This window comes from Serratia sp. GW822-FHT06D09, assembly GCF_058799515.1.
The window spans coordinates 1-26,125 of sequence record NZ_JBXALO010000006.1 but is presented as its reverse complement, the minus strand read 5'-3'; the positions used below and the strand labels follow the sequence as shown (position 1 = coordinate 26,125).

The 26,125-nt window shown below is 52.0% G+C and carries 24 protein-coding genes; 11 read left to right on the top strand and 13 right to left on the bottom strand.

Annotation, left to right across the window (positions count from 1 at the left end; translation table 11 throughout):
- The first annotated feature begins 44 nt into the window (after positions 1–44).
- From AC1RKG_RS15475 to AC1RKG_RS15465, 3 genes are all read left to right on the top strand, one after another.
- Positions 45–248, top strand: a complete 204-nt coding sequence (locus AC1RKG_RS15475; RefSeq protein ID WP_004953088.1) for a YbdD/YjiX family protein — start codon at positions 45–47, stop codon at positions 246–248.
- Between the two features lie 12 nt (positions 249–260).
- Entirely contained in the window at positions 261–1,223 is a 963-nt protein-coding gene (yjiA, locus tag AC1RKG_RS15470; RefSeq protein ID WP_493183437.1) for a GTPase, read from the top strand.
- Positions 1,224–1,479: 256 nt separating this feature from the next.
- A complete protein-coding gene (locus AC1RKG_RS15465; RefSeq protein ID WP_187962228.1) occupies positions 1,480–2,388 on the top strand; it encodes a LysR family transcriptional regulator in 909 nt (302 codons plus the stop codon).
- Positions 2,389–2,408: 20 nt separating this feature from the next.
- Here AC1RKG_RS15465 and argE read toward each other — a convergent pair whose 3' ends face one another.
- From argE to AC1RKG_RS15445, 4 genes are read right to left on the bottom strand one after another with little or no spacing between them, the layout of a single operon-like run.
- On the bottom strand, positions 2,409–3,557 hold the full coding sequence (argE, locus tag AC1RKG_RS15460; protein ID WP_493183435.1) for an acetylornithine deacetylase: 1,149 nt from the start codon (positions 3,555–3,557) through the stop codon (positions 2,409–2,411).
- The gene (locus tag AC1RKG_RS15455) at positions 3,550–4,224 is read right to left on the bottom strand and encodes a DUF1028 domain-containing protein (RefSeq protein WP_187962226.1); all 675 of its coding nucleotides are present in this window, start codon (positions 4,222–4,224) and stop codon (positions 3,550–3,552) included. The genes argE and AC1RKG_RS15455 overlap by 8 nt, the downstream gene beginning before the upstream one ends.
- Positions 4,221–4,661: a RidA family protein gene (locus tag AC1RKG_RS15450; protein WP_493183433.1), complete on the bottom strand. Its 441-nt coding sequence runs from the start codon at positions 4,659–4,661 to the stop codon at positions 4,221–4,223. The genes AC1RKG_RS15455 and AC1RKG_RS15450 overlap by 4 nt, the downstream gene beginning before the upstream one ends.
- Before the next feature lie 24 nt (positions 4,662–4,685).
- Positions 4,686–6,080, bottom strand: coding sequence for a purine-cytosine permease family protein (locus AC1RKG_RS15445; RefSeq protein ID WP_493183431.1), 1,395 nt, complete (start codon positions 6,078–6,080; stop codon positions 4,686–4,688).
- 413 nt (positions 6,081–6,493) lie between these two features.
- Between AC1RKG_RS15445 and AC1RKG_RS15440 the strand changes: the two genes are divergently transcribed.
- On the top strand, positions 6,494–7,762 hold the full coding sequence (locus AC1RKG_RS15440; protein WP_187962224.1) for a flavin-containing monooxygenase: 1,269 nt from the start codon (positions 6,494–6,496) through the stop codon (positions 7,760–7,762).
- Positions 7,763–7,987: 225 nt separating this feature from the next.
- Positions 7,988–11,275 carry a DEAD/DEAH box helicase gene (locus AC1RKG_RS15435; protein ID WP_493183429.1) on the top strand — a complete coding sequence of 1,096 codons (3,288 nt, stop codon included), beginning with the start codon at positions 7,988–7,990 and terminating at the stop codon, positions 11,273–11,275.
- Between the two features lie 168 nt (positions 11,276–11,443).
- Here AC1RKG_RS15435 and AC1RKG_RS15430 read toward each other — a convergent pair whose 3' ends face one another.
- The gene (locus AC1RKG_RS15430) at positions 11,444–12,613 is read right to left on the bottom strand and encodes an MFS transporter (RefSeq protein ID WP_493183428.1); all 1,170 of its coding nucleotides are present in this window, start codon (positions 12,611–12,613) and stop codon (positions 11,444–11,446) included.
- 104 nt (positions 12,614–12,717) lie between these two features.
- Between AC1RKG_RS15430 and AC1RKG_RS15425 the strand changes: the two genes are divergently transcribed.
- A complete protein-coding gene (locus AC1RKG_RS15425) occupies positions 12,718–13,485 on the top strand; it encodes an AraC family transcriptional regulator (protein WP_493183427.1) in 768 nt (255 codons plus the stop codon).
- On the opposite strand, the gene AC1RKG_RS15420 is transcribed toward AC1RKG_RS15425, so the two are convergent.
- A complete protein-coding gene (locus AC1RKG_RS15420) occupies positions 13,482–14,516 on the bottom strand; it encodes a LacI family DNA-binding transcriptional regulator (RefSeq protein ID WP_493183425.1) in 1,035 nt (344 codons plus the stop codon). The two genes, AC1RKG_RS15425 and AC1RKG_RS15420, sit on opposite strands and share 4 nt — an antisense overlap.
- A 283-nt stretch (positions 14,517–14,799) precedes the next feature.
- Between AC1RKG_RS15420 and ascF the strand changes: the two genes are divergently transcribed.
- The 5 genes from ascF (at position 14,800) to AC1RKG_RS15395 (ending at position 20,630) form a co-directional block, all read left to right on the top strand.
- Positions 14,800–16,242 (top strand): PTS cellobiose/arbutin/salicin transporter subunit IIBC, encoded by a 1,443-nt coding sequence (gene ascF / locus AC1RKG_RS15415; RefSeq protein WP_493183424.1) that lies wholly within the window; start codon positions 14,800–14,802, stop codon positions 16,240–16,242.
- A gap of 222 nt (positions 16,243–16,464) precedes the next feature.
- Positions 16,465–17,895 carry a 6-phospho-beta-glucosidase gene (locus tag AC1RKG_RS15410; RefSeq protein ID WP_493183422.1) on the top strand — a complete coding sequence of 477 codons (1,431 nt, stop codon included), beginning with the start codon at positions 16,465–16,467 and terminating at the stop codon, positions 17,893–17,895.
- Positions 17,896–17,979: 84 nt separating this feature from the next.
- Positions 17,980–18,114, top strand: coding sequence for a hypothetical protein (locus AC1RKG_RS15405; RefSeq protein WP_493183420.1), 135 nt, complete (start codon positions 17,980–17,982; stop codon positions 18,112–18,114).
- A gap of 254 nt (positions 18,115–18,368) precedes the next feature.
- A complete protein-coding gene (locus AC1RKG_RS15400; protein WP_493183418.1) occupies positions 18,369–19,490 on the top strand; it encodes an HNH endonuclease in 1,122 nt (373 codons plus the stop codon).
- Between the two features lie 168 nt (positions 19,491–19,658).
- Complete coding sequence (locus tag AC1RKG_RS15395; RefSeq protein WP_217331501.1) at positions 19,659–20,630, top strand: 5'-nucleotidase; 972 nt, start codon at positions 19,659–19,661, stop codon at positions 20,628–20,630.
- Between the two features lie 96 nt (positions 20,631–20,726).
- Here the strand turns inward: AC1RKG_RS15395 and AC1RKG_RS15390 are convergent, their stop codons facing one another.
- The 7 genes from AC1RKG_RS15390 to AC1RKG_RS15360 all read right to left on the bottom strand — a co-directional run bounded on the left by AC1RKG_RS15390 (position 20,727) and on the right by AC1RKG_RS15360 (position 25,908).
- The gene (locus AC1RKG_RS15390) at positions 20,727–22,049 is read right to left on the bottom strand and encodes a type II toxin-antitoxin system HipA family toxin (protein WP_493183416.1); all 1,323 of its coding nucleotides are present in this window, start codon (positions 22,047–22,049) and stop codon (positions 20,727–20,729) included.
- Between the two features lie 4 nt (positions 22,050–22,053).
- Positions 22,054–22,350 (bottom strand): helix-turn-helix transcriptional regulator, encoded by a 297-nt coding sequence (locus tag AC1RKG_RS15385; RefSeq protein ID WP_260629778.1) that lies wholly within the window; start codon positions 22,348–22,350, stop codon positions 22,054–22,056.
- A gap of 208 nt (positions 22,351–22,558) precedes the next feature.
- Positions 22,559–23,194: a carbonic anhydrase gene (locus tag AC1RKG_RS15380; RefSeq protein WP_020825036.1), complete on the bottom strand. Its 636-nt coding sequence runs from the start codon at positions 23,192–23,194 to the stop codon at positions 22,559–22,561.
- A 369-nt stretch (positions 23,195–23,563) separates the two neighbouring features.
- Complete coding sequence (locus AC1RKG_RS15375; protein WP_493183414.1) at positions 23,564–24,352, bottom strand: helix-turn-helix transcriptional regulator; 789 nt, start codon at positions 24,350–24,352, stop codon at positions 23,564–23,566.
- 118 nt (positions 24,353–24,470) lie between these two features.
- On the bottom strand, positions 24,471–24,746 hold the full coding sequence (locus tag AC1RKG_RS15370) for a type II toxin-antitoxin system RelE/ParE family toxin (RefSeq protein ID WP_493183413.1): 276 nt from the start codon (positions 24,744–24,746) through the stop codon (positions 24,471–24,473).
- A gap of 3 nt (positions 24,747–24,749) precedes the next feature.
- Positions 24,750–24,998, bottom strand: a complete 249-nt coding sequence (locus AC1RKG_RS15365; RefSeq protein WP_108168540.1) for a CopG family ribbon-helix-helix protein — start codon at positions 24,996–24,998, stop codon at positions 24,750–24,752.
- A gap of 76 nt (positions 24,999–25,074) precedes the next feature.
- A complete protein-coding gene (locus AC1RKG_RS15360) occupies positions 25,075–25,908 on the bottom strand; it encodes a DUF4942 domain-containing protein (RefSeq protein WP_128772015.1) in 834 nt (277 codons plus the stop codon).
- Positions 25,909–26,125: the final 217 nt, after the last annotated feature.

Below are 26,125 nucleotides of genomic sequence, written 5' to 3'. Positions count from 1 at the left end.
ATAATGAAAGCTGTTATGCAGGGTAATTTTTTGGGGAGAAGGCGATGTTCGGAAATCTCGGCCAGGCGGGGAAATACCTCGGTCAGGCAGCGCGCATGTTAGTGGGCGTGCCCGACTACGATACCTACGTCCAGCACATGAAAGACAACCACCCGGACAAACCGGTGATGACCTATAAAGAGTTTTTCCGCGAACGCCAGCAGGCCCGCTACGGTGGGGACGGCAAAGGCGGCATGCGCTGCTGTTAATAAGGACCCGTAATGAAACCCATCGCAGTCACCATTCTGACCGGCTTTTTGGGCGCCGGTAAAACCACTCTGCTACGCCATATTCTCAACGCCGAGCACGGCTACAAGATTGCGGTAATCGAAAACGAATTCGGCGAAGTGCCGATCGACAATGCGCTGATTGGCGACCGCGCCAGCCGCATCACCACCCTGAGCAACGGCTGCATCTGCTGCAGCAAATCCAACGAACTGGCCGATGCGCTGCTGGACTTGCTGGACGGCGTAGACCAGGGCCAGTTGGCGTTCGATCGACTGATCATCGAATGCACCGGCATGGCCGATCCCGGCCCAATCACCCAGACCTTTTTCTCGCACGAGATCCTCTGCCAACGCTTCCTGCTGGACGGCATCATCACCCTGGTGGACGCCGCACATGCCGACCAACAACTGACCCAGTTCAGCATCGCGCAGGCGCAGGTGGGCTACGCCGACCGCATTCTGCTGACCAAAACCGACGTGGCACCGGACTGCGAAGCGCTGATCCAACGCCTGCAGCAGATGAACGCCCGCGCACCGGTGTATAAAGTGACGCACGGCGATATCGATCTCAGCGTGCTGTTCGACATCGAAGGCTTTGTGCTGAACGACAAGCTGACCCTGACGCCGCCGACGCCGCTGTTCCGCCGCATTCCGCAAGCGCAAAACAACATTGGTTCGATCGTGGTATACCACGACCAGCCGCTGGAGCTGATGCAGATTTCCGAAGTGATGGAAGGCCTGCTGCTGGAATACGCCGACAGCCTGCTGCGTTATAAGGGCATTTTGTCGATCAAGGACGAGCCGCGCCGGCTGTTATTCCAGGGCGTACAACGGCTGTATAACGCCGACTGGGATCGCGAGTGGCTACCGGAGGAAGAGCGCCGCAGCACCTTGGTGTTTATTGGCGTAGATTTGCCTGAGGAGGAGATCCGGGCAAGGTTTGCAGCTCTGAGTTAAGCTTACTGAAAATTGCACGCCTGATGTTCTTCACCGTTTAGCCCTTTGCTCCAGGTCGCCATCTTAAGGATGGTGACTGCTTCACTACTGACGTTATCGCCTGATTGAGACACGCTGAATTTTTGAACCCCCTCACTGTTAACTGGCTGGGACTCCCCTATGCTGGCAGCCTTGACATTAACATAATTGCAACAATTGATTGACGGATTGATTTTAATTTCAAGCACCGAATCATTTGTTTTTAAAGGGATCAATGATGGCTAATTACACATTGCGCCAGCTTAAATATTTCGTCACCACTGCCAAATGCAGGAGCGTTACTGAAGCCTCGCGTAAACTGTACATCGCACAGCCCTCTATTTCTGGCGCGATAAAAAGCCTTGAAGACAGCTTTGGTGTGCAGCTGTTTATCCGCCACCATGCGCAGGGTGTCTCACTGACGCCTTCCGGCTCTCGCTTTTATCGCAAAGCACAAAAACTATTACGCATGGCGCATATCTTTGAACAAGATGCGCTGGCTGATAACGATATGGTTTCCGGGAAAATCAGTGTTGGCTGTTTTGAAACGGTCGCCCCTTTAATTTTGCCGAAACTGATCAGAGGATTTAAAACACTTTATCCGGGGATAGAAACTCTCATTCACGATGGTGAGCAGCATGAATTGGTCCACAGCCTGACCACCGGGAGTCTGGATGTTTCTCTGCTGTACAACCATGATCTGAACAGTAATATCGTCACGGATGTTTTGGTGGCCCCCAGAAAACCTTACGTCCTGCTGTCCGCCCACCACCCGCTGGCACAAAACAAACAGGTGTCTCTGGCAGATCTGGCCACTGAGCCTATGGTGCTGTTAGACCTGCTGCCCAGCCGAAACTACTTCCTCAATTTGTTCACCCGGGTCGGCATTACGCCCAATATAGTCTTTAGCTCACCTTCCCTCGAATTGGTACGCGGTATGGTCGGCCAGGGTCTTGGCTTTGCCATTCTGGTCACCCGGCCCTATGGCCAATACAGTTACGATGGCCAACCGCTGGCGACGGTCGAGCTGCAAGATGAAGTGGAAGGCTCAGGCCTGGTGGTGGCCTGGCTCACCGCCAACCAACTGACCAAACCGGCTCAGTTGTTCGTTGAGTTTTGTAAAAGCGAACTGGCCAATATGCACTAACCCCACCCATTACGGAGCCGTCAGGCCAACATCCAGAGGCGCAGGTTGGCCAACATTTGCATGCAGCGTTCAAGCTGTTCCACGCTAACATATTCGTCAGGTTTATGGCCTTGCTCCATACTGCCTGGGCCGCAAATCAAGGTAGCGACCCCCGCCTGTTCAAATAACCCGCCCTCGGTACCAAAAGCCACCGTGGTGAACGCCTGATCGTTACTCCACTGTGCCAGCCAGCGGGCAAAATCAGACTGTGGATCGGTGAGCAGTCCCGGGTAATGGCTTAATGGTTGGAAGCTAATATCACTGCTTGCCGCAACCTCCCGCATAGCCGGTAACAATTCATCATCGGCGTACTGCTGCAATTCGCTAATAACCGAATCAACCTGCATATCCGGCAAATGGCGAATTTCAAAATCGAACTGACAATCCTGCGGGACAATGTTTAGCGCCGCCCCGCCTTGGATCGTGCCAACCTGCAACGTGCTGTAGGGTGGATCAAAACACCGGTTTTGCGTGGCCGCCAATTGACTGCCCAGCAAGGTTAATTTATTGATGAGTTTGGCCGCGTATTCAATCGCATTCACGCCCTGCGGAGTATAGGCAGAGTGGCAAGCATGGCCCTGCACTTTACAGCGCATTGCCAGCTTGCCTTTATGACCGTAAACCGGCTGCATGCCCGTAGGTTCACCCACAATGCACATCGCCGGTTTATCCGGTGAGACCTTAAGATGAGCGACCAGGCTGCGTACACCAGCACAGCCAACCTCCTCATCATAGGAAAAGGCCAAATGCAGTGGCATGCGTAACGGTTGGGCCACAAAAGCCGGCACCGAGGCCAGAACACAGGCCAGAAACCCCTTCATATCGGCGCTGCCACGGCCGTAGTAACGGCCCTTGTGGTGCGTCAGCACAAAGGGCGGCACTGTCCATTGCTGCCCGTCGACAGGAACCACATCGGTATGCCCGGACAACATCACCCCGCCTTCACCTGCGGGGCCGATGCGGGCGTACAGATTGGCTTTGCGTGCAACATCGTCCTGAAAAAGCTGCGTTTCCATCCCAAAACCGACCAAATAATCCTGAATAAAAGCGATTAGCTCAAGATTGGAGTTTTGGCTGGTGGTATCAAAAGCCAGCAGTTTGGCCAGCAGGTTACGCACTGCATCACTCATCACCCGGTACTCCATAACTTGGTGCTTCACGGGGATCTATCGCCCGGGTGACGTAGGCCTGCATCTGAGGCTCATAAGCCTGCCACAACCCCGCCAATTCATTAATCGGGTCTTTCTCTGCCCAATCCACCCGTAGATCAACGATCGGCCAGGAATATTCGCCCACCACCTTAAGCGCCGCCGAGTGTACCGCGCCTGCCTCGCCGCCCTGCTCAATGGCCGCCTGCAGCGCCGCCATCAGGCGGTCTGCCAACTGGCCGGTCGCATTCTCAAATGCGCTCACCATGGCATTAATCACTTTTTTGTCCGCCAACATGTTCCCTGCCGCGACGCAGTTTTTGCCCAGAACCTGATGGTAAGTCCCCAGCGATTTATCGCCACTAAAAACAGCGGTTTCACCCAAGCGGTCTATGGCTATCACCTGACGGTAATCACTAAACGGATCGTTGAGTAGTACCTGCTCCAGCGCACTCGTCGGTTTCATCCCCTGTTCGAGTTTTTCCAGCACCTGCTGACCCAATTTGGGTAGCGTGATGTTCTGGCTGGAGACCGCCCCCACACCGACAAGCAGCCAGGGACAACGGGCACCGACGGCGATGCTGGAAGAACTCAGGGCAATACCGAACTGCCCTGTCTCCTCGCAGCGAGCCGCAATTGAAAAGGTCATAGAGACTCCTTCACAGGCCAGCCTTCTGGGATCACGGCAATAATATCGATCTCCATCAACCACTGGGGCTGTGCCAGCCCAGCCACCACAATCCCGGTAGAGATAGGGAAGACGCCTTTAAGCCATTTACCGACCACCTGATAGACCGGCTCACGGTACCTTGGGTCAATAATGTAAGTGGTGGTTTTAACAATATGTGAAAGGTCGCTTCCCGCTTCCTCCAGCAGTTGTTTGGCATTTTTCATCGCCTGTTCAGCCTGAGCGGCGGGATCGCCCAACCCCACCAGATTACCGGCAAAATCCGTGCCCACCTGCCCACGGACATAGACGGTATTTCCCGCGCGCACCGCCTGGCACAGATCGTTATTCAGTGATTGGTTAGGATAAGTCTCTTTAGTATTAAACATGCGAATTCTGGTATGGGTTACATTACTCATCAGTGATTCCTGTTAAATAAAACCTTAGTGAACAATTTGCCGACGGCGATGGGCGGTATCGCGACTTGCCATCCAGTAATACAGTGGTGATGTCACCACCAGCCCAACCAGCCAGGAGAGATCTGCCCCATTAATATGCGCAGAGATCGGCCCGACATATAACGGGGTATTCATAAACGGGATCTGTACCAAAATACCTATGCCATAAGCCAACAGCGCCTGGGGATTAAAGTAACCATAGATACCGCCGTCGGCCTGGAAAATAGAGTTAATGTCATAGTGACCTTTATGAATGGCGTAGAAATCAATCAGATTAATCGCCGTCCAGGGAACCAGCACCACCAACAACGCCAACACCAAATCGACGAAATGACCGATAAAGTCCTGAGAGGTATAAATAGCGGCAACACAGCAGAAAATCAGTACCAGCACCGATAACACTGCCCGACTCTTGGCGGTAGGTATCCAGCGCCAGGAAAAGGTCTGCACCAGCGTGATGATCGAGATCACCGTGCCATACAGATTAAGCGCATTGTGGCTAATGACGCTCAGCAGAAAAAGCACCAACATCAGAGGGCCAATCGCCCCGGCCGCCAGCTTTACGGCATCCATGGTGTCCATCCCGACCGGTGTTGCCAGTACTGCCACCGCCCCGAAGATAAAAGAGAGACAAGAGCCCGATACCGAGCCCAGGTAGGTCGCCCAGAAGGTGGCTGAGACCGAAACGTCTGCCGGCAGATAGCGTGAATAGTCAGAAACATAGGGGGCAAACGCAATTTGCCATAACGCCCCCAGCGACACCGTGGCCAGCCAACCGGAAAGCGTAAAACCCCCCCGGGTCAAAAAGTCTGCGGTCTGTATATGGGTAAAGATATAGCCAAAACCCAACAGGATGCCGATACCCAGCACCCAGGTTCCGATCCTGTTAAGCACATGAATAAAGCGATAGCCAATAATGCCAATCACGCAGGAGCCTGCCGCGCCGACCACTATCCCCATCGGAACCGAGACGCCTTCCACCACGCCATGCAGTGATTTACCCGCCAGAACGATGTTGGAGGTAAAGAAACCGAGATACATGACGCCGGCGATCACCACCACCAACAGAGAACCCAGAGAGCCGAATTGAGCCCGGCTCTGGATCATTTGCGGAATGCCCATTTGCGGCCCCTGGGCCGAATGCAGTGCCATCAGCACGCCACCAATCAGGTGCCCGACCAAAATAGCGGTGATCCCCCAGAACAGATTGAGATGAAACAATTGGATACCGAGTGCACCCGTCACAATGGGCAATGGAGCGATGTTGCCACCGAACCACAGCGTGAACAGATCCCTGACCTTCCCATGGCGTTCTTCCGGCGGGATATAGCCAATGGTGTGTTTTTCAATGAGGGGCGGCGATGATTCAGTAACAGGCATGGTGAACTCCTGGTTAAGTATAATTTTATTGATATTTTTGAATTAACCGGTATGGCCGACAGTTTTTTTATTTGAGCGATAATGCGCATCTTGGGCGGCATAGATAAAATATTAAAATTATTCCGCCAGAGCATAAAAAAGTTATCTCGAATTTATTTTATTTTCCCACCGATAGACTATCCTGCCGCACAATAGACCATGCAAAATACAAGGAATAAGTTATTTATTAGATCCGCGCATTTAGCAAATTGGCATTTAAAAATCCGTACATTCTTGCATCATTTATTTATCGTCAATTGGCAGTTTAATAATATTTTACCCATGCAGTGGCATCCCATAGGCTGCGAAATCCAGCCGGGGTAAATCAGGGTATATCTGCCCCCGCACCGAATCATTATCCTGAGGATGCAAAAATGACATCAGATAAAATCGAGATTGATACGCTAGTGATTGGCGCGGGCCAGGCTGGTGTGGCGATGAGTGAACATCTGACCCAGTGTGGCATTCCGCATTTGGTGTTGGAGAAAAACCGCATTGCCGAAGCCTGGCGTACAGGGCGATGGGATTCTTTAGTCGCTAACGGGCCGGCCTGGCACGATCGCTTCCCTGGCATGGCCTTTGAAGGTATCGACCCCGACGGCTTTGTGCCAAAGGAACAGATTGCCGATTATTTTGCCGCCTACGCGGATAAATTCAATGCGCCTATCCGTACGGGGGTTGAAGTAAAACACCTGCAACGCAATCTTGGTCGCCCTGGTTTTCGGGTTGAAACCTCAGAAGGCGTCATCGAAGCCAGACATGTCGTGGCCGCCACCGGCCCCTTCCAGCGGCCGGTGATCCCACCCATCGCTCCAAAAGATGACAACCTCACGCAACTTCACTCGGCGCAATACCGTAACCCACAACAGTTGCCTGCAGGGGCGGTACTGATAGTCGGAGCCGGTTCTTCAGGGGTTCAGATTGCCGATGAGCTACGCCGGGCGGGGAAACAGGTTTACCTTTCCGTAGGCGCACATGATCGCCCACCCCGTGCCTACCGTAACCGCGACTTCTGCTGGTGGTTGGGGGTGCTTGGCTTATGGGATGCCACGGCAACTCAGCCAGGTAAAGAACATGTGACGATTGCTGTGAGCGGCGCTCAGGGGGGGTATACGGTAGATTTCCGCAAACTGGCCGCTGAAGGGGTACACCTGGTTGGCGTCACCCGTGCGTTCCAGAATGGTACCGTCACTTTTGCCGACAACTTGAAGGAGAACATTACCCGAGGGGATGAAAATTATCTGGCACTGTTGGATGCGGCAGATGCGTATATTGCCCGCAATGGCCTTGATCTGCCTGAAGATCCGAATGCACGTCAGTTGCTACCTGACCCGGAGTGCATGATTAACCCGCTGCTGACACTAAACTTCGCCCAAGCGGGCATTACCGCCATTATCTGGGCAACCGGCTATACGGCTGACTATAGCTGGCTGGGGGTCGATACTTTCGATAACCAGGGCAAACCATTACACCAGCGCGGGGTATCGAACGAGCCTGGCGTTTATTTCTTAGGGTTACCTTGGTTATCGCGCCGCGGTTCAACCTTTATCTGGGGTGTTTGGCATGACGCCAAATACATTGCCGATCACATCGCCACGCAACGTAGCTATCTAAAATATCAGGATGCCGCTCACCGCCAATAAATACTTTTTACAACGGGTCCCGCTAGTTGGCCCCGACTCCCCCCTTTGATTATGCAGAGGGCGCGGCATGCCACGCCCCCTGAAATAACTGCCTTTTGTGACCACGCAACTCGAAGATATAAGTTTTTTGCGCTAGTCTGAGTTAACTGAAATAAAAACCCATTCATAGATTGCTCTGCGGTAGTAGTCATCAACACCTACAAAATCAGGTTACAAAGGACTGTGATGTTCGATAAGAATCAGGCATTAAAAATCTTAAAAAGCTGGCATTTGGTCGAGTTCTTCCAAACTTATAATCTTGAAAAGGAAGAAAATAGCGTCAGAATAACTCGCAATGAATTAATACATTGCGGCGACAGCCTGCTACCCTGGCTCAATGAGCAAGCCAAACGACAACTCGAAATCTCTGCCGGTGAAATTCGCTACATTTTGCATATAGGTTTATTCACCAAGGGTGAAATTGAACGCCTGAGCGATAATATATTGGGTAACGAGATCGACCCTATACAGGCCTATGAGCAGGAACAACGCCTGGATACCAGCGGCATGACCTGTTTCGCCAAACTCACTTTGGACACCTATGGGGCACCTAACCTAACGGAAATGTCAGTGAGCACATTGCCCTGGGCATTAGGTCATTTACAGCAACGTAGCACTAACCAACTTTCTATGGATACCTATCGTCGCCATAGCCGTTTACTTGAAGAACAACTGAGTCGTATTAACCTCGCCCTTCACCCTGAACAACACACAAGCATGCTAGACACCAGAGCATTAGCCGATTTACTTCAAATCTTAACCCACTGGGCTAATTATATCCCTGACATGCAGTTTGCTTTACAGCTCGATTGGCGTGAATTACCGCCAAAGAAAAAAGAGAAATCAGACGATAAGACACTCAGCGTGTCCTCCAATGTAAATGATGGTCCGGAAGACAACGAGAATGATGACAGCGAAGATAGCCCCGAGGGCAGCATACTCCCTATCCTCAATAGTTTTTATATTGAGGATATTGAACGGGCTTTACTGAGTATTGAAAGTGGCAAAGAGGGGCAAGCGCTCAAAGATTACTTTAGCATTGCTATTAACCAGCATCCTGACCTTTACTCACAGGATGGCTTACACTGCATTATTAATAAATTAATGCCTGGAAACACGCCAGTGGGAAGATGGCCGTCGGATCCAAACCATAGCATGTCGCTAATGCAACAGTTCGCCATTAATACCGCTGCTGAAGAACTGCAAAGTGGCGGGCTGATTTCGGTGAATGGCCCGCCGGGAACCGGTAAAACAACGCTGCTGCGCGATATGATTGCCCATAATCTGGTAGAGAGAGCGACGGTGCTCTCTGGTTTCGCTCGGGTGGAAGACACGCTGGACCGTCAGGGTTTTCCCATTGAAACATTAGCAGGTTTTGAAATGGTCGTGGCTTCATCAAACAACGCCGCAGTAGAAAATATCTCTCGAGAGCTACCTCAACGCAAATCTTTGGGCAAAGAGTTTGGCGAAACTGACTATATGAGTTCAGTAGCCAACCAGACGAATGCCAGAAAGAAAAAAAGTCGCTATCAAGCGTTGAAACCTGAAGAACAATGTTGGGGCATGATCAGCGCAGTGTTGGGGAAAAAAGCGAATCGCAGCGAGTTTGCCAGTCGTTTTACGATGGATACCTATTTTAAGAAAGGCAGTGAAGAAGAAAACCCTCGGCCGGCAGAATTCAATTTACTCAACCTTTGGCGTTGGCAGGCTCTTTCCGAGCACGATTCTTTTAGCAATGCCCGGCGGCGATTTATTGAATTGAGAAAGAAAGCAGAAGCACAACAAAATGAACTGCAAGAGATGGCGGAACTGCATGCAGAGTTGACCAGTGAAGCAGGTGAACATCATTTAGCAATCCTACGACAGGAGCAGATCACAAAACTTGCCCACCAACAACAGGTAGGTACAGAGTTAACCGAGTTGGAGAAAAAAATCTCACTGCTGGATGAACAGGTGCTTATTGCTGTCGCCGAGGAAAAACAACACGCCGCAGAGAAACCCGGCTTTTGGGGGCGCTTACTGCAACGACAAAAATACCGCAGTTACCGGCTTGCCACCGCTCAGCACCAGGCCTGTATCCTGAACTTACGCAAGCAACGGATCCCCCTGTTGCAAGCTCAGCAATTGATTGAACCTACGCTGAAAGAGGCAAATAACAATCTCAATAATGCCAGACAACGTCTGACGGATTATCAGGCCAGACAACATCGACTGGAACAACTGCACGCGATCTATTCAGATATGCCTGTCGCCAATCCTGAGAGTGATATTTCAACCCCGGAGCTCCAGCGCTTCGCATTCTGGCAAAATGCTCAGGTCAACCGATTACGTTCCGAATTATTTATTGCAGCCCTTGACCTACATAAAACATGGCTCCACGAAGCCCTGAAGAAAAGCGTTTTTCGGAAACATATCTTGGGATTAAAAGACTTCCTTAATTTTCCGCAGGTGAGCAATGATATTTTGCAACATTGGCGCCTGCTTTTCATGATCGTTCCCGTTGTATCAACGACATTTGCCTCATTAGGCAGAATGTTCAGTGGTGTCACCCAAGACCAGCTAGGCTGGTTATTTATTGATGAAGCCGGACAGGCGCCGCCACAGTTTGCCGTAGGAGGGATCTGGCGAGCCAAACGTGTTCTGGCCGTTGGTGATCCTCTACAAATTGAACCGGTGTTTGTCACCCCTGCCCGCTTGGTGAAATACCTGACCGAGTCCATTCTGGGTAGCGAAGCTGAAAAATGGAATCCGGGTTGTTGGTCCGTCCAACAAATTTCCGATCGCGCCAATGCCTATGGGTGTAAGTTGCAGGTAATGAATAAATCAGTGTGGACGGGCATCCCTTTATGGGTACATCGCCGCTGTATTGAACCTATGTTCAGCCTGGCCAATCATATTGCCTACAACAATAGAATGATCCATGGCAGTGAAGGGCCAGCTATCCGCAGCCAACCGCTGAATAATGACCTGGAAAATCATTGGCGAATTTCTGTCGGCAATTGCAGCTATAAACAATATAAGCGCGAGCTGGCGGAGGATACGCTTTCACTGCTGCAAGAGTTGATTCAGGCTGGGTACTTGCTACCCAACATTTTTGTCATCACACCGTTTAAAGCCGTGCGCGAAAAACTATTAGATACTTTTAAAATGGCAAGGCATGCAAGCAAATTGCACAACCCTACCAACCAGGAAAAAGGGGCAGTGACTGAGTGGTGTAAAAAGAACGTAGGTACCGTTCACACTTTCCAGGGCAAAGAAAACGACATTGTCATTTTGGTATTGGGTTGTGACGAAAACAACCAGGGCGGTGCCACATGGGCAGCCAGTAAACCCAATCTGCTCAATGTCGCCCTTACCCGAGCTAAAAAACATATCTTCGTGGTAGGAGATCCTGCTGTTTGGCACGATAAGTGTTTTTTTAATGATGTGGCTAAAAAGCTCCCACTTCACAGCCCTATTACTGAAACACAGTAAATTCTAAAGCCTGAAGGCCAGGGTATCTGGCCTTCAATAAATATTAACCAAGGATGACTTGTTGTTCGCTAATGCTGGTTCCTGCACAAGCAATGTAACTCGGTGATAGATGCTCTTCATGCCTTGCTGGCGGGCCCGCTGAGCGCCCCGCCAACTCCCCGCTGAGGGTTACGCCTGCTCGCTGTTGCGTTTACCCAATGCGACGGTGCGTTCGCCGCGCACGACGGTCCACGCCAGCAGCAGCGCGCAGGCGCTGCTCGTCATCAGCACGATGCCCGGCCGCTGCGCCATCCCGGCCAGCACCAGCCCCGCCGCCAGCATCAGGTAATACATCAGGCCAAGAATTGCGCCCGCAGTGCCCATGCAATCCTTATAATTCCGCAGTGCCCGCGCCAGAATATTGGGGATCGCGATGCCGTAGGCCATCACCACCAGTATCATCGGCAGCACGAACCACAGCTTATCTTCCAACAGGAACACCAGGCCGCCGCCGATCAGCGCCAATACGCAGGCCAGCATCAGCAGCGGCGTAAACAGCCACTGTTTGGCGATGAGAAACTTGTTGATTGCCGCGCCGATCCCGACGCCGGCGGCCAGCACCAACCCGGTATAGCCAAACCACTGCGGCGGAATGCCCAGCGCTTCAAACCGAAACGGCGCCAGTTGGTAATAGCTGAACATACAGACGTTGAACAGGGCCACCAGCCATGCGCTGCGCCAGATATCGCCGTCTTTCGCCATGCGGCCTAACGTACCGAAGAAAGAACTTTTCACCACCTGCGCCGGGCGCGTTTCCGGCAACTGCCATGCGGCATAGGCCAGCAGCAAGGCAGCCAACGCCGCCAGCCCGGCGAACACCCCCTGGTAACCCCAGTAATGGGTCAACAGGGCACCGCTTAGCACCCCCACCGCAGGGCTGACAGCCATCGCAATCCCCATCACGGAAAACACGCGCGCCAGCTCATAGCCGTCGAACCGGTCGCGAATGGCGGTCTGAGTACCTACGGAGCCCACCGCCGCGCCAAACGCCGCCAGCACCCTGGCCGCCAACAACAGGGTAAAGCCGGTGCTGAAAATGGCGATGATCGACGCCAGCAGATACAGCGCCAGACCGGCCAAAATGGTGGGGCGCCGGCCGATCACGTCACACAAACGGCCCCAAACGACGACCCCGAATGCGAAAGCGAAAAAGTAACAGGACAGGGTTTGCGCCGCGGCCTGCGCGCTGACGTGAAAACCGTCGGCAATATGCGTGAGCGCCGGGCTATAGATCGTTTCCACAATCTGGGGAAACATCATCATCAGTGTCGCCAGGGTAAGGGTCAGTCTGCGTTGCATGGTACATCCCGTCTCCAAAAAGTAAGTAGGCCACAAAGTAGCACCTTCCCCACCCTGACCATTACAATATAAAAGACAAAAAACTTATAAAATCGGACACATTTATGGCATGGCTCAGCGCACAGGACGAATTTGATCCCGATGCTATCAACAATAGCGTGTTAGGCATTGCGGCCGAGCTGGCGCAGCATGATTCCGGGCCGCACTGGCACCACATGGGGCAGTTACTGTTCAGCCAGCGGGGCTGTATGCGCATCACACTCAATGAAAGCATTTGCCTCCTGCCGCCGGCACGCATTGCCTGGATCCCTCCCAAGGTGGTGCACCGCGTTCAGGTTACCGGCGTGGCGGGCTATCGCTCGGTTTATCTCGACAACCAGCGCTACCCTGGCCTTTCGCCCCATCTGGAAGTGCTGTCGGCCTCTTCTTTGCTGCGGGAAGTGCTGGAGCGGATCGCCATCGCCGACTTTGCTACCCAGTGGGAAAGCGGCCCCAGCGCCAATATTCTTGCCGTATGCCTGGACGAAATACGGCATGCGCAGCGCGAACCGACCTTATTGCCGCTGCCCAAGGACCGCCGCTTACGGCAATTGGCCGGCATGGAGGAAGTGCCACCGCTCAATGAGCTGGCGCGCTACAGTGGCGCTTCGCAGAAAACCATCAGCCGCATCTTTCGCAAGGAGACCGGATTGAGCTACCAGCAGTGGCGCCAGCAATGGCGTTTGATCAAAGCCATCGAGCTGCTGGCGGAGGGATACGGCCTGTCAGATATCGCCGGTAAGCTCGAATTTTCCAGCGACAGCGCCTTCTCAACCTTCTTTAAAAATATGACCGGCAGCTCGCCGCGCGCCTATATGCTGATCCGCCGTTAACGGTCCGCCTTCTCTGCCGACAAATAAGGCCCCGCCGCTACCGAATCGCGCAGGATCAGGCTGGCCGGGAAGGTTGGGCGCTTGCTCAGCTCGCCGCCGTCCAGCATCGACACCAGCCGATTGATGGTTTCCTTGATCATGTCGGTTACCGGCATTTTCATGCTGGAGAGCGAAGGGATGGTATAAGGCGCCAGCGGGATGTCATCAAAACCAATCACCGAAACGGCGGACGGCACCGGAATTTGGCGCTCCGTCAACCGCTTGATAGCGCCGATAGCCATCTCGTCGTTGCTGGCGACAATGGCGCTGAAAGCGCTGTCGCTGGCCACCAGCGTATCAACCGCCGCCATGCCGCTTTGCGCATTCCACTTCCCCTCGACAATCAGGGCGCTATTGACGGCAATACCCTGCTCCGCCAACGCGGCTTTATAGCCGGAAAGCCGCTCCAGCCCGGTGGGAGAATCCAGCGAACCGGTGATGAAAGCGATATCGCGATGCCCCTGTTCGATCAGGTGCCCCACTGCCGCCGCGCTGGTGGCGTGCTGATCGCTGAAGATGCAGTAGCTGTCGTTCAGCCTTAACCGACGATTGATCACCAGGATCGGCTGTTTATGCTGGGAAATGATCTCGTCCATTTCCGCGATCGACAGAAAGCGCGGGTAGATGATCACGCCGTCGCAGCGTAGGTCCAACAGGAATTGAATGGCGGCCTTTTCTTCTTCGGCGGTGTGCTTGCCGTCCGCCAGGATCAGTTGGCGGCCGTGCTCTTCCATGATGCGCGCCGACTGGAACATCAGCTCGCTGAAATAGTTGCCGCTGTACAGCGTGTTGGTGACCACCAGCCCGATGGTCTGAGTGGTTTTGGTGGCGAGGTTGCGCGCCAGCAGATTGGGCCGATAGCCGGTCTCGGCGATGGCTTTCTCTACCCGTTCGCGCTTCTCCGGGCCCACATAGCCGCTGCCGGATAACACGCGGGACACCGTCGCTTTCGAAACGCCGGCCCTTTTTGCCACCTCAAGTATTGTTGCCATCTCTGCGCCGTCAAAATCCAGGGTTCCGCGCAGTCTACCCAAGACGCCCCGCCTTTGGAATGTTTTCGCGCCTGCCGCTGCCGCCCTCCCCAGCCTTAAAGTGACTGACTTCACGAAATGAAAAACCAAAAAATCATAATTCTTGCCAGAGTTAAAACAGATCAGCATGATTTTGTGAAACCGGTTTCTTGTGGGCGTTTCATTGAGATGGAACGGCGGATCGCCCAGGCAGTAAAAGTGAGCCTTTGGGCAATCCGAATTCATATCTTAGAGACGATATTCCATGCCGAAGAACTACACAGAGATCTCGCACGCCATCGTGGATGCGTTGGGCGGCCGCGCGAACGTCGAAGCCGTTACGCACTGCATGACCCGCCTGCGATTCGTGGTGAAAGACAAGGCGCTGATCGACACGCCAAGACTCAAAGCGATTAGCGGCGTGATGGGCGTGGTGCACAGCGGCGAGCAGTGCCAGGTGATCATCGGCAACGAAGTGTCGAAAGCCTATCAGGCGGTGCTGGCACTCGGCATGCCGGGTAACGCCCCCGCAGCCGCACCGGCAAAGCGTAAAATCACCCTGAAAAGCATTGGCGCCGGCATCCTCGACGCGCTGGTCGGCACCATGTCGCCGCTGATCCCGGCCATCATCGGCGGTTCGATGGTGAAGCTGCTGGCGATGATGCTGGATATGGCCGGCGTGTTCGAAAAAGGCTCGTCGACGCTGATCATCCTCAACGTGATTGGCGACGGCGCGTTCTTCTTCCTGCCGGTGATGGTCGCCGCGTCGGCCGCCCTTAAATTCAAAACCAACATGTCGCTGGCGATCGCCATTGCCGGTGTGCTGTTGCACCCTAATTTTATCGACTTAATGGCCAAGGCGGCGCAGGGCCAGGCGGTGGAGTTCGCCTACATTCCGGTGACGGCGGTGAAATACACCTACACGGTGATCCCGGCGCTGGTGATGACCTGGATCCTGTCGTATATCGAACGATGGGTCGATCGCATCACCCCGGCGGTAACCAAGAACTTCCTTAAGCCGATGCTGATTGTGCTGATCGCCGCGCCGATCGCCATTGTGTTGATCGGCCCGCTGGGCATCTGGATCGGCAGCGGTATCTCGGCGCTGGTGTACACCGTGCATGGCTATTTGGGCTGGCTTTCCGTCGCCATTATGGGGGCGATTTGGCCGCTGCTGGTAATGACCGGCATGCACCGCATCTTCACCCCGACCATCATTCAGACCATCGCCGAAACCGGCAAAGAGGGCATGGTGATGCCTTCGGAGATTGGCGCCAACCTGTCGCTCGGCGGCTCTTCGCTGGCGGTGGCATTCAAAACCAAGAACCGCGAGCTGCGCCAGACCGCCTTGGCCGCCGCCGCTTCCGCCATTGTGGCGGGCATTTCCGAACCGGCGCTGTACGGCGTGGCGGTGCGGCTCAAACGCCCATTAATCGCCAGCCTGATCAGCGGCTTTATCTGCGGCGCCGTCGCCGGCATTGGCGGATTAGCCAGCCATTCGATGGCTTCGCCCGGCCTGTTCACCAGCGTGCAGTTCTTTGACCCGTCGAACCCGATGAGCATTGTCTGGGTCGGCGGCGTGATGGTGCTTTCCGTGGTGTTGTCTTTCGTGCTCACGCTGCTGTTGGGCTTTGAAGACATTCCGGAAAGCGAAGAGGCCACAACGACAACCGCGCCTGCGGCCAATACCGCTAACGCTACCCATTAACACACTATTTTTTACCCTACATAATTGGTGTTGCATCACGGCGGCAAGGCCGTACATCCCCAGGAGCTTAGTCAGCTAAGTGACTGGGGTGTGCGACAAATCTGTCAGGAACAGATTTGAACGCTGCTTGCAGCGGCCCCGAAGGGGCAAGACCCACGGATGGGTCTTGTAACGCAGCCAACACAGATGCAACTTCAAGTATGACGGGTAATTGAGGATTTCATGTCTGATTCAACTTTCCCGCAAGGGTTTTTATGGGGCGGCGCCTTGGCCGCCAACCAGTCGGAAGGGGGCTATCGCGAGGGTGGCAAAGGGCTGACCACGGTTGACATGATCCCGCATGGCCCCAACCGCATGCCGGTAAAGCTTGGCCTGGAGAAGCGCTTTACCCTGCGCGAAGACGAGTTTTACCCCAGCCACGACGCGATTGATTTTTACCACCGCTACCGCGATGACATCGCGCTGATGGCGGAGATGGGCTTTAGCGTGTTCCGCACCTCCATTGCCTGGAGCCGGATTTACCCGAACGGCGACGAGCTGACGCCCAACCCGGAAGGCATCGCCTTCTACCGCAGCCTGTTCGAAGAGTGCCGCAAATACGGCATCGAACCGCTGGTGACGCTGTGCCATTTCGACGTGCCGATGCACCTGGTAACCGAATACGGCTCCTGGCGCAGCCGCAAAATGGTGGAGTTTTTCACCCGCTATGCCCGCACCTGCTTCGAAGCCTTCGACGGGCTGGTGAAGTATTGGCTCACCTTCAACGAGATCAACATTGTGCTGCACAGCCCGTTCTCCGGCGCAGGATTGGTGTTTGAGGCCGGCGAGAACCCCGAGCAGGTAAAATACCAGGCCGTACACCACGAGCTGGTGGCCAGTGCGCTGGCAACCCGCATCGCCCACGAGGTGAACCCCGCCAACCAGGTGGGCTGCATGCTGGCGGGCGGCAATTTTTACCCCTGGTCCAGCAAGCCGGAAGACGTGTGGGCCGCGCTGGAGAAAGACCGCGAGAACCTGTTCTTTATCGACGTGCAGGCCCGTGGCGCCTACCCTGCTTACTCTGCCCGGGTGTTCCGCGAGAAAGGCGTGGGCATTGCGATGGAGGAAGGTGACGCCGAGATCCTGAAGAACACCGTCGATTTTGTCTCCTTCAGCTATTACGCCTCGCGCTGCGCGTCTGCCGATATGAACGACAACAACAGCAGCGCCGCCAACGTGGTGAAATCCCTGACCAACCCGCATATCCCGCGCAGCGACTGGGGCTGGGGCATCGACCCGTTGGGTTTGCGCATCACCATGAACATGATGTACGACCGTTACCAAAAGCCGCTGTTCCTGGTGGAAAACGGCCTGGGCGCGCATGACGAGTTCAACGCCGACGGCGAGATAGCCGACGATTACCGCATCAGCTACCTGCGGGAGCACATCCGCGCCATGGCCGACGCCATCGCCGACGGCGTGCCGGTGATCGGCTACACCACCTGGGGCTGCATTGACCTGGTGGCGGCCTCAACCGGAGAAATGAGCAAACGCTACGGCCTGGTTTACGTCGACCGCGACGACAACGGCAACGGTACCCTCGCCCGCACGCGCAAGAAATCCTTCTGGTGGTACAAGCAGGTGATTGCCAGTAATGGGGCGGATTTGGGGTGATGGGGTTGGGTGCGATAAGGGCGATTGTTGCGAGCCGAACAGGCAGAAGGGCTTTGTCACGGCCTGATGCTGTTCGGTGAACTTATGCAAAAGAACCCGCAATCCGACGACACCCAGTGGGAACAGCTGAATCACTACCTCAACGCGGCGGCTCACTTAGTACCGGCATTGTGTAACCTCTATGGCCGTGCGCTGCGGGAGATGGAGTGCCAGAGCTGATAAGTTAAAATAAAAGCCAAAATAAATAATAAGAACGGTATTAGTTTTGTGCCGTTCTTATCACTCCGGTAAATCTCATAGATCTGACTGACACATCACGATAAACACATTCACGAAGGTAGGCATTTCCCCCGTGGCCTGGCATAGTTAACGCATTCGATAAATCGATGAGTTAACTGCTGGATAACCACGCATGGCCGCTGGCAGTACGCAAACGCATTGATCAGAATCCGTTCTGCAATGAGGGAAATGTTTTGGCGACTAAAATAGAGACGTTATCTTCGAAAGAAGCGGTTTTAAAAGCCATCGAAGAATATAAAGCGTTGGGTTGTGATGCTCTGCTGGAAAAATACAACGTCAAACGAATTAAAAAATGTGAACTCCTTTATAATAACGAAAAGTACGATATCAGAGTCATCGTCGCGGCCGCTTATGTTTACCAGTTCGTAACACCATTCGAAAAAATAAAATCTAACAGCGGTGCTAAGATTGCGATCCAAGCACTTAAAAACCTCGGTTTCGAGATCATCGAAACACCTCACCCTATTGAGCATTTAGTAAAAGGTAGGCTTTACACGCGTAAAGAGCTTATCGACCTCTATGGTGGGCAACTGCAGGGCGGTATCTGGACACCCACTGAGTTCCCCGTCATCTTCATCTTTACCGGTGAGAGCGGCGAGGCTTATGGCTACAAAGACGGTTGGTCTGCTGATGGCAGTTTCTCCTATACCGGAGAAGGCCAGAAAGGCCCAATGGAGTTTATTCGGGGCAATAAGGCCATCCGCGACCACAAAGAGAATGGCGAAGACATCTTCTTATTTGAAGATAATAAAAAAGATAAGGGCGTAAGATTTATTGGCATGTTTGAATGTGATACTTGGGATTACATTCAATGCTTAGACTTCGAAAAAAAGGATATGCGGCAGGGTATAGTTTTTAATTTATTCCCGGTATCTTCTGCTCGCGAAGTTGATAATGATATCAATACTTCAGAAGTCGCTTCGAAGAAAGAAACGCTCGAGCAGCTACGTGCCAAGGCCATAAAATCATCCATGATGACGGGCCAGCGTAAAGAAAGTGACTGCAAGAATTCTTGGTTCAAGCGCAGCGAGGACGTGAAAAAATACGTACTGCAACGCGCCAATGGCATCTGTGAGTCATGCGATAAACCGGCTCCGTTCATGAAAAAGAATGGCGAACTCTACCTGGAGCCTCACCACACAAAACGCCTGGCCGATGAAGGCCCCGATCACCCTCAGTGGGTCGGCGCTATCTGCCCTACCTGCCACCGCCGGATCCATAGTGGGGTTGATGGGAAAGCGCTGAACCAGACTTTGATGGTGAAGTTGGAGCTGAAAGAGGCTGATTTTAAATAGCTGTTGTTTAAAAACTATTTGAGTAGAAGTGTTTCGAAGAGGATATTTAAAGCAATAAGCCTAGAGTTCTTGAACGTTGAATCGTTAGCTCTCGCGTGTATGATAAAATTCGCTGTGTGATAGATACCATTTGTTAATGGCATGAGTGGGCTCTGATAGGAGAGTAAAATGGCATTAGATCTGAGTAATACTTTGGTTATTGGTATAAGTGCTACCGCACTGTTTGATATGAGCGAGTCGGATCGTATTTTTCAAGAGACATCGGTAACAGATCCCGATAGTGCAATTGAGCAATATCGAGCCTATATGCTAGAACACGAAAATGAACCACTTGAGCCCGGGACTGGCTATCCATTAATCAAAGCATTACTTGGGCTAAACCAGTATAAGCAAGCCGAGGATAAATCACCGTTAGTAGAAGTCGTTGTTATGTCTCGTAATAGCCCAGAAACCGGTATTCGTGTATTAAACACCATTCGTCACGATAAGCTGAACATCTCGCGTTCGGCCTTCACCGCCGGAGAAACGGTTGCCGATTACTTAGATGCATTTGATGTAGACCTTTTTCTGACTACAAATGTTGCTGATGCACAGAAGGTAATTGACTCTTGTTTCTGTGCTGCAGCCATTTTGAAAGATCCTCCTGCAGATGCTCCAGAGATCCCTGAGGGCCAGGTCAGAATTGCCTTCGATGGAGATGCCGTGCTTTTTTCAGATGAGAGTGAATTGGTCTATAAAACACAAGGGATGGCAGCATTTCACGCTCAAGAGAATGCACAACAAGACATCCCTATGGGGGAAGGACCGTATGCTACATTACTCAAAAAGTTGGCAAAACTTCAGGAGAGGCTACCTATAAGAATGGAATACTCCCCAATACGTATTGCTTTAGTCACTGCAAGAAATTCCCCATCAGAGATGAGAGTGATTAAAACGCTACGAAAATGGGGCGTTTACGTTGACGAAGCATTTTTTCTCGGCGGGGTTGGAAAAGATAAAGTTTTAAAAGCATTCAGGCCACATATCTTTTTTGATGATCAAGATGTTCATTTGGATACCGCAGCGAAGCTTGTACCTTCAGGTAAAGTGCCTTATGCAAGCAATTCAGGGCTTTATTTAGCATTAGATACTAAGAGTTGATATGATCACGCGGGCAAATACTGATAAATCATTCGGCACAGAGCCTCTATATTTAGAGTAATGTGATTTGTGATCATCCCTCGTTCGCATATCATATTATCCCCCAGCCAACCGCGCACACTGCTGCCGTATACCATCAAAAATGCATGCTACTAGTTCCGGTGGGAACGAAGCAGGCAGCAGCCCTGTTACACGCTCAATAACTCCCGGAGTATCCGCCAGCAGCTCTTCAATAATGGATTCAACCTCATGCTGGCCTAACCCGGTCATTTCACCGTGTTTTATCCAGTGGCGGCGTCGGATCTGGCTAATGTGGTAATAGTTACTGCTCCCGCGAACGGCCATCGCCAGTTTGCACTTCTGCCAGGCTATCTGGCTATTCCCCGGGCCAATCACTGGCCAAGCGGATAACACATCGTACAGGGGCGTCAGGTGGTAACGATTTTGCGGTAAATGCGCAAGACTGAAATTCTTTGCGTGACCATCGGTCGCGGCCAGTAGCCAAAAAATAATCTGCGCTTTAAAGAAGTGCCTGCGATCTGTTTCAGCCTGATCCGAGCGACTCAGAACTTCCATAATATCTGTAATACCGGGGCCACCGTCTGACTGATACTTCTTCAGCGGCGACATGCCCAGTGCCTGGCACATATCCTCTTGCGGCAGGCGAATCCACCACTGCCTATCACTCGATAGCTTCCTGTCAAAACGCTCAACGATGAGTGCCTTTTGATCTTCAAATTGCGCTATAGCCGTTCTTGCGACAGGCACACCATAGTGCTCAAGTATGAGAGAGCAGAGCCACTCATTCTCGATGGATGTACTCATATCAGCCCGCATATTTCCCACCAGCCCCAGCGCTAATTTGAAAATATGCGTGGTCGGCGTATTTCCCTCAGGTAAACACCACTGGTCGTCGTGCCACAACAGCGCTGTTTTTTCTTGAGCGCCGGCGATAGATAAGCGTAGATCGTCATCCTGACCCTGTCGCCCCGGTAACATCGTGGCAGTATTGCGGAGCATTTCGGCAATTTGCGCCTCTGAAAGCGGGCGCTGCCTGATGGAAAATATATGAGTGGGTTGTTCATCAATATCAAGAAGTTGTATGGCGCCCACACAGTCGCGGCCCAGTTCAGTCAGTAAATCAAAGGGATCAAGGCTTTCGGCATGATAACGCATTGCCAGACGTCGACGGATCCCCTCGCTATCCGGCAGCAGGTTATCGAAATAATCGCGCACGACGTTGCCACGATAAGGCTGATTCCCCGGTGTGAACGGCAACGAAAGCGACAAAGGCCTCCCCTGACTATCAGCAATCCAGTCAGGGTGATATTCCAGCCGATCTTCACCTTTATGCTTTTCCCAGTATCCCACCGGAATACCGTTCATCCAGATAGCTAAGCGTTGTTGCGAACGACGCATCTCGTCACCACTGTTCCCGCCTGGCGGGTGAGTTTTTATGTTCGGCAGAGGCTTCCTCGGTTTCACATCCAGGAGAGGTCAGCTCTGATGAAAACACCATTTCAATACCCAGCACATTAAACACCCTAAACAGACGTTCCAGGCTGGCTGATGCAGGGTTTGACTCCAGGCGTGCATAGGTCTGCTGGGTGACACCCAACCTCTCAGAGACGTCTTTTTGCGTCAGGCCTTTTGCTTTACGAAAACCCACCAGTAAAGGACGTAGCTGGCTTAGTGTTTTTAACGGATAGACGGTATTCATAGATAGCGGCTCGCTGCCTTATCGCTGTGTACAGATTATAAGCTGTATTATTCACATTACACCCCATAAGCTGTAAATGCAAAATACAGCTTATAGGGTGTTTTGCTATAAATACAGCCTAAAGGCTGTTAGCTAAGCTAAATTTATGCCGAAAAAAAATCCACGCCGAAGCGTGGATTGAATTTCATAAGCAAGACCGGGCATCACCTTATTCGAAGTGAACTTCAGGGTTATCTGCCAGTGACACGAAATTCTTCGTATTTTTATCCAGCGTGCGGATCTCGCCACTTTCGATGTCGTACACCCAGCCGTGCAGACGCAGGCCGTTGTTGCGCAGGCCCACGGCAACGGAGGGGTGAGTCTTAATGTTATTAAGCTGGGCGATAACGTTCTCTTCGACCATAGCGTTAACTTTGTCGATTTCGTTATCCCACGTTTTCTTCTCTACCACCGCTTTGGCCGCGTCCGCATAGTGCAGCCAGTGGGCCACAGCAGGCATCGGGTCAAGGCACTGGCAAGAAGCTATCGCCTTCATGGCGCCGCAGTTCGAGTGGCCGCAAATCACGATATCCGTAACGCCCAGTGCCACCACTGCGTATTCGATGGTCGCAGACACCCCGCCCGGTTCCGGGCCAAAGGAAGGAACGATGTTGCCTGCGTTACGGATAACGAAAAGCTGCCCCGGATCTTGCTGAGTCACAAGCTCGGGTACCAGGCGACTGTCAGAACACGAAATAAAAAGCGCTTTAGGGTTCTGGCTGGAGGCAAGGCTGCGGAAGAGTTCCTTACGCTGTGGGAAAATCTCTTTCTGGAAGCTGAGGAAACCTTCAATGATATGTTGCATAACACGCTCTCTGGATCGGTAGTATCGATAACATGATAATCATCACTCCCGGTTAGTCCAGTATCTCTTGGATGGAAATGAGCTTTGAAGGGGCTTCGGAACGTGCCTGCAAAAGTGGCAATAACGGGATGCAACAATCCGTTGATGGATGAGTTGGGTTAGATAGGGAAAACTCGCGGGGCTGGATTTCAGGCACAAAAAAACCACCTCTCGGTGGTTTCTTGTTCGCGCTGTACTAATGGTGCAAGGCTGCACCGTGATTATCCGCGTAACCAACTGAAATAATTGAAGTTTAAAAATAAGAGAATCGAAACATATACTCACATGTATACTCAACGCGATTCTCTGAGGTCTTAACTAGCTCAAAAATTACTCTTCATCGTCTTCCACAGGTTCTAACGCGTCAAGCGCGACTCGCACCATCGCAATAGAACCAATACGGATAAAAGCATCTTCTCCATCTATGTCGGTTAACTGATACCGCTCGGTTGATTCCGGCTCTGATTCAAGAATGTCAAAAAATGCATTCAACTGACCGATATCGCCATCACTTTCGTCCTCGGACTCATCTGGCTCACAGTAAAGCTCAATAACCGGACCACCATTCACCATGGTGATATGGACATTCCCATATCTTTCTTTATTTGCCTCTTCATCAGGGATAGGTGGAAAACCATCAAACAAGAATTGGTGGAAAATAACCTCTCGGGCATTTAAGGCATAACGATGCTGTTCAGAGTCAAAAACAAAGAAATGCTCATAATCAGGCGCTGCTCTTTCCTGAAAGTATGAGTAAAAACGACGCTTATCAGCCGGGGAAATGGGTAACAGCAAATAATCTTGCTGCCCTCGTAACCAGAGTTTCACCGTCCAAATGCAGCCATCCATTTCAATACCACTAGCGGCGATGCTTTCCAGATCATCATCACTACGGCTACTTTGATTGCGCACTTTTTGCAATATAGTATCGTTACCAGGAAAAACTGCATTCAATGGTTTCTTTAAGACAGCGCTTATCGCTTGCGCCAGCCCTAACTTGGCCGCAACTTTCCCTGTCTCGATACGTTGGATCTGTTGTTGGCTGGTACCAACCATATCCGCCAATTCACGCTGAGTGATTGATAGTTGAGTACGAAGTTCTTTAATTTTGTTTTGCATGATGCCCTCCCCACTTACCAAGAAGTAATGGATATCATTAAAACACAACAAAGAGTAAAAAACACGAAAATGAGTTTTTAGTTAGTGGGAAATACTCGCTAATGTGAAGAGCATCTCTTCAACGTTCTTCTTTGGTATGCCAGAGATCCACGATATAGATGTCATTGTCACGAAGTTCGTAGTGAACCTCGTAATCATCAAACAACACTTTTCGGACTTCGCGAGGTTCATACCGAGTCTGCTGTACGCCAATTGCCGGATGCGCTGTAAGACCAGCACAACCAGTAATCAGACGCTCCAATACGTCATCGGCGTGCTGGCGGTTGTACTGAAGGGCGAAACGGTAGATACGCTCCAGGTCATCCTGAGCTTTAAGCGTCCAGTAAATTTCCATTTATCAGGATTTCTTTAAGCGATTAGCAAAATCCACCACGTCCGAGTGGCTCACTACGCGACCGGCATCCACATCCGCAAGACCGGCCTGGATGCTCTGGTGACGCCGTTCTCTTTCGGCCAGCATACTGGTCAACGCTTCTTTAATAATCCAGCTCTTAGAACGATCCAACTCAATTGCCAGATTCTCAACAGCAGCAGCCAATTCAACGGGTATCTGTGCGCTGATGGTTTGTTTAGTAAGCGAACCCATAGGGATTATCTCCTTCAATAACATTTAATAACTCCTATTAAGATTAGCATAGAGGTGCCTATAAAAACATCACATCTCATTTCGCAGGCAACATCCCCAGAAAGTGCTTTGCCACAATGTCATTCATCTTCTCCACCAGATCCAGACGCTTAAACGTGATATGCCCGCTGCCCTTCTGAAAGTAGCGAATAGTGAACAACTCATCTTCGAAAATTTGCTGATGCGGATTGTCGCGCACAAAATCCATAAACCGGATAGAGACATCATGCCGGTTATCGGGAATGGTCTTCCCATCCAGCAGGTAGAACATCCGTTCCAGATCGGCAAGCTGATCGCGCCGCCAGCCCCAATTCAGGCTGTAGCCCCATCGGTCGTGCTTCACCAGATTGTTGATGATGATCTTCTTGTCGAAACAACAAGGATTGTTGGTTTTATAGTCCCAGCTTAGTCCCTTGAATACGTTGATAATCCCACGTTCGAAAACATCCTGTTTATTGTGGTGGAGTTGTTCAAAGGTACTCAGGATGTTGGCTTCACTGATGGCTGGAAGATCGCCCTCTTCGAGGTTTTTAGCCCACTGGCTGCGGGCTTCGGCATCCATCAGAGTCAACATCCCGGACTTCAGCATGAGATCGCGCCAGATACTGCGATCGATATTGCGGGTAATCACCGGCATCGCTTTATCTACTGGTTGCATCAGCCAACAGTCAAAGGAATGGCCCTGGCGCATCGCCCAATGCTCCGCCACATCACCACCGATGCTGGAGGTTAGCCGTGAGATATCATCAAGCTTATGGATCAGGATTTCTATCAAGCTCAGCGCAGCATCACGTCCTGTGACGATGCGTTCGATACTGGTTGAGCAAATTAGCTCATTATGGTCAGTTAAGACTTCAGCTTCTGTTTGCATGATTTTTGTCCGTATAAAAGCAAACTCGCCTGCCGGGAGTGGCAGGCGCATTATGCAATGAGTAAATAAGGAAGACAGATCGGGAATGTAATTCGGGAAGGAGGCTCGCAAGATTCAGCGTGTCGAAAGATTATGGCCTTTGTAGTGGTCAAGTAATATTGGCCACGGTTTTACAGTAAAAACGGTATCTGTTCTCTGATTCTTCCGGCGTCAGTCC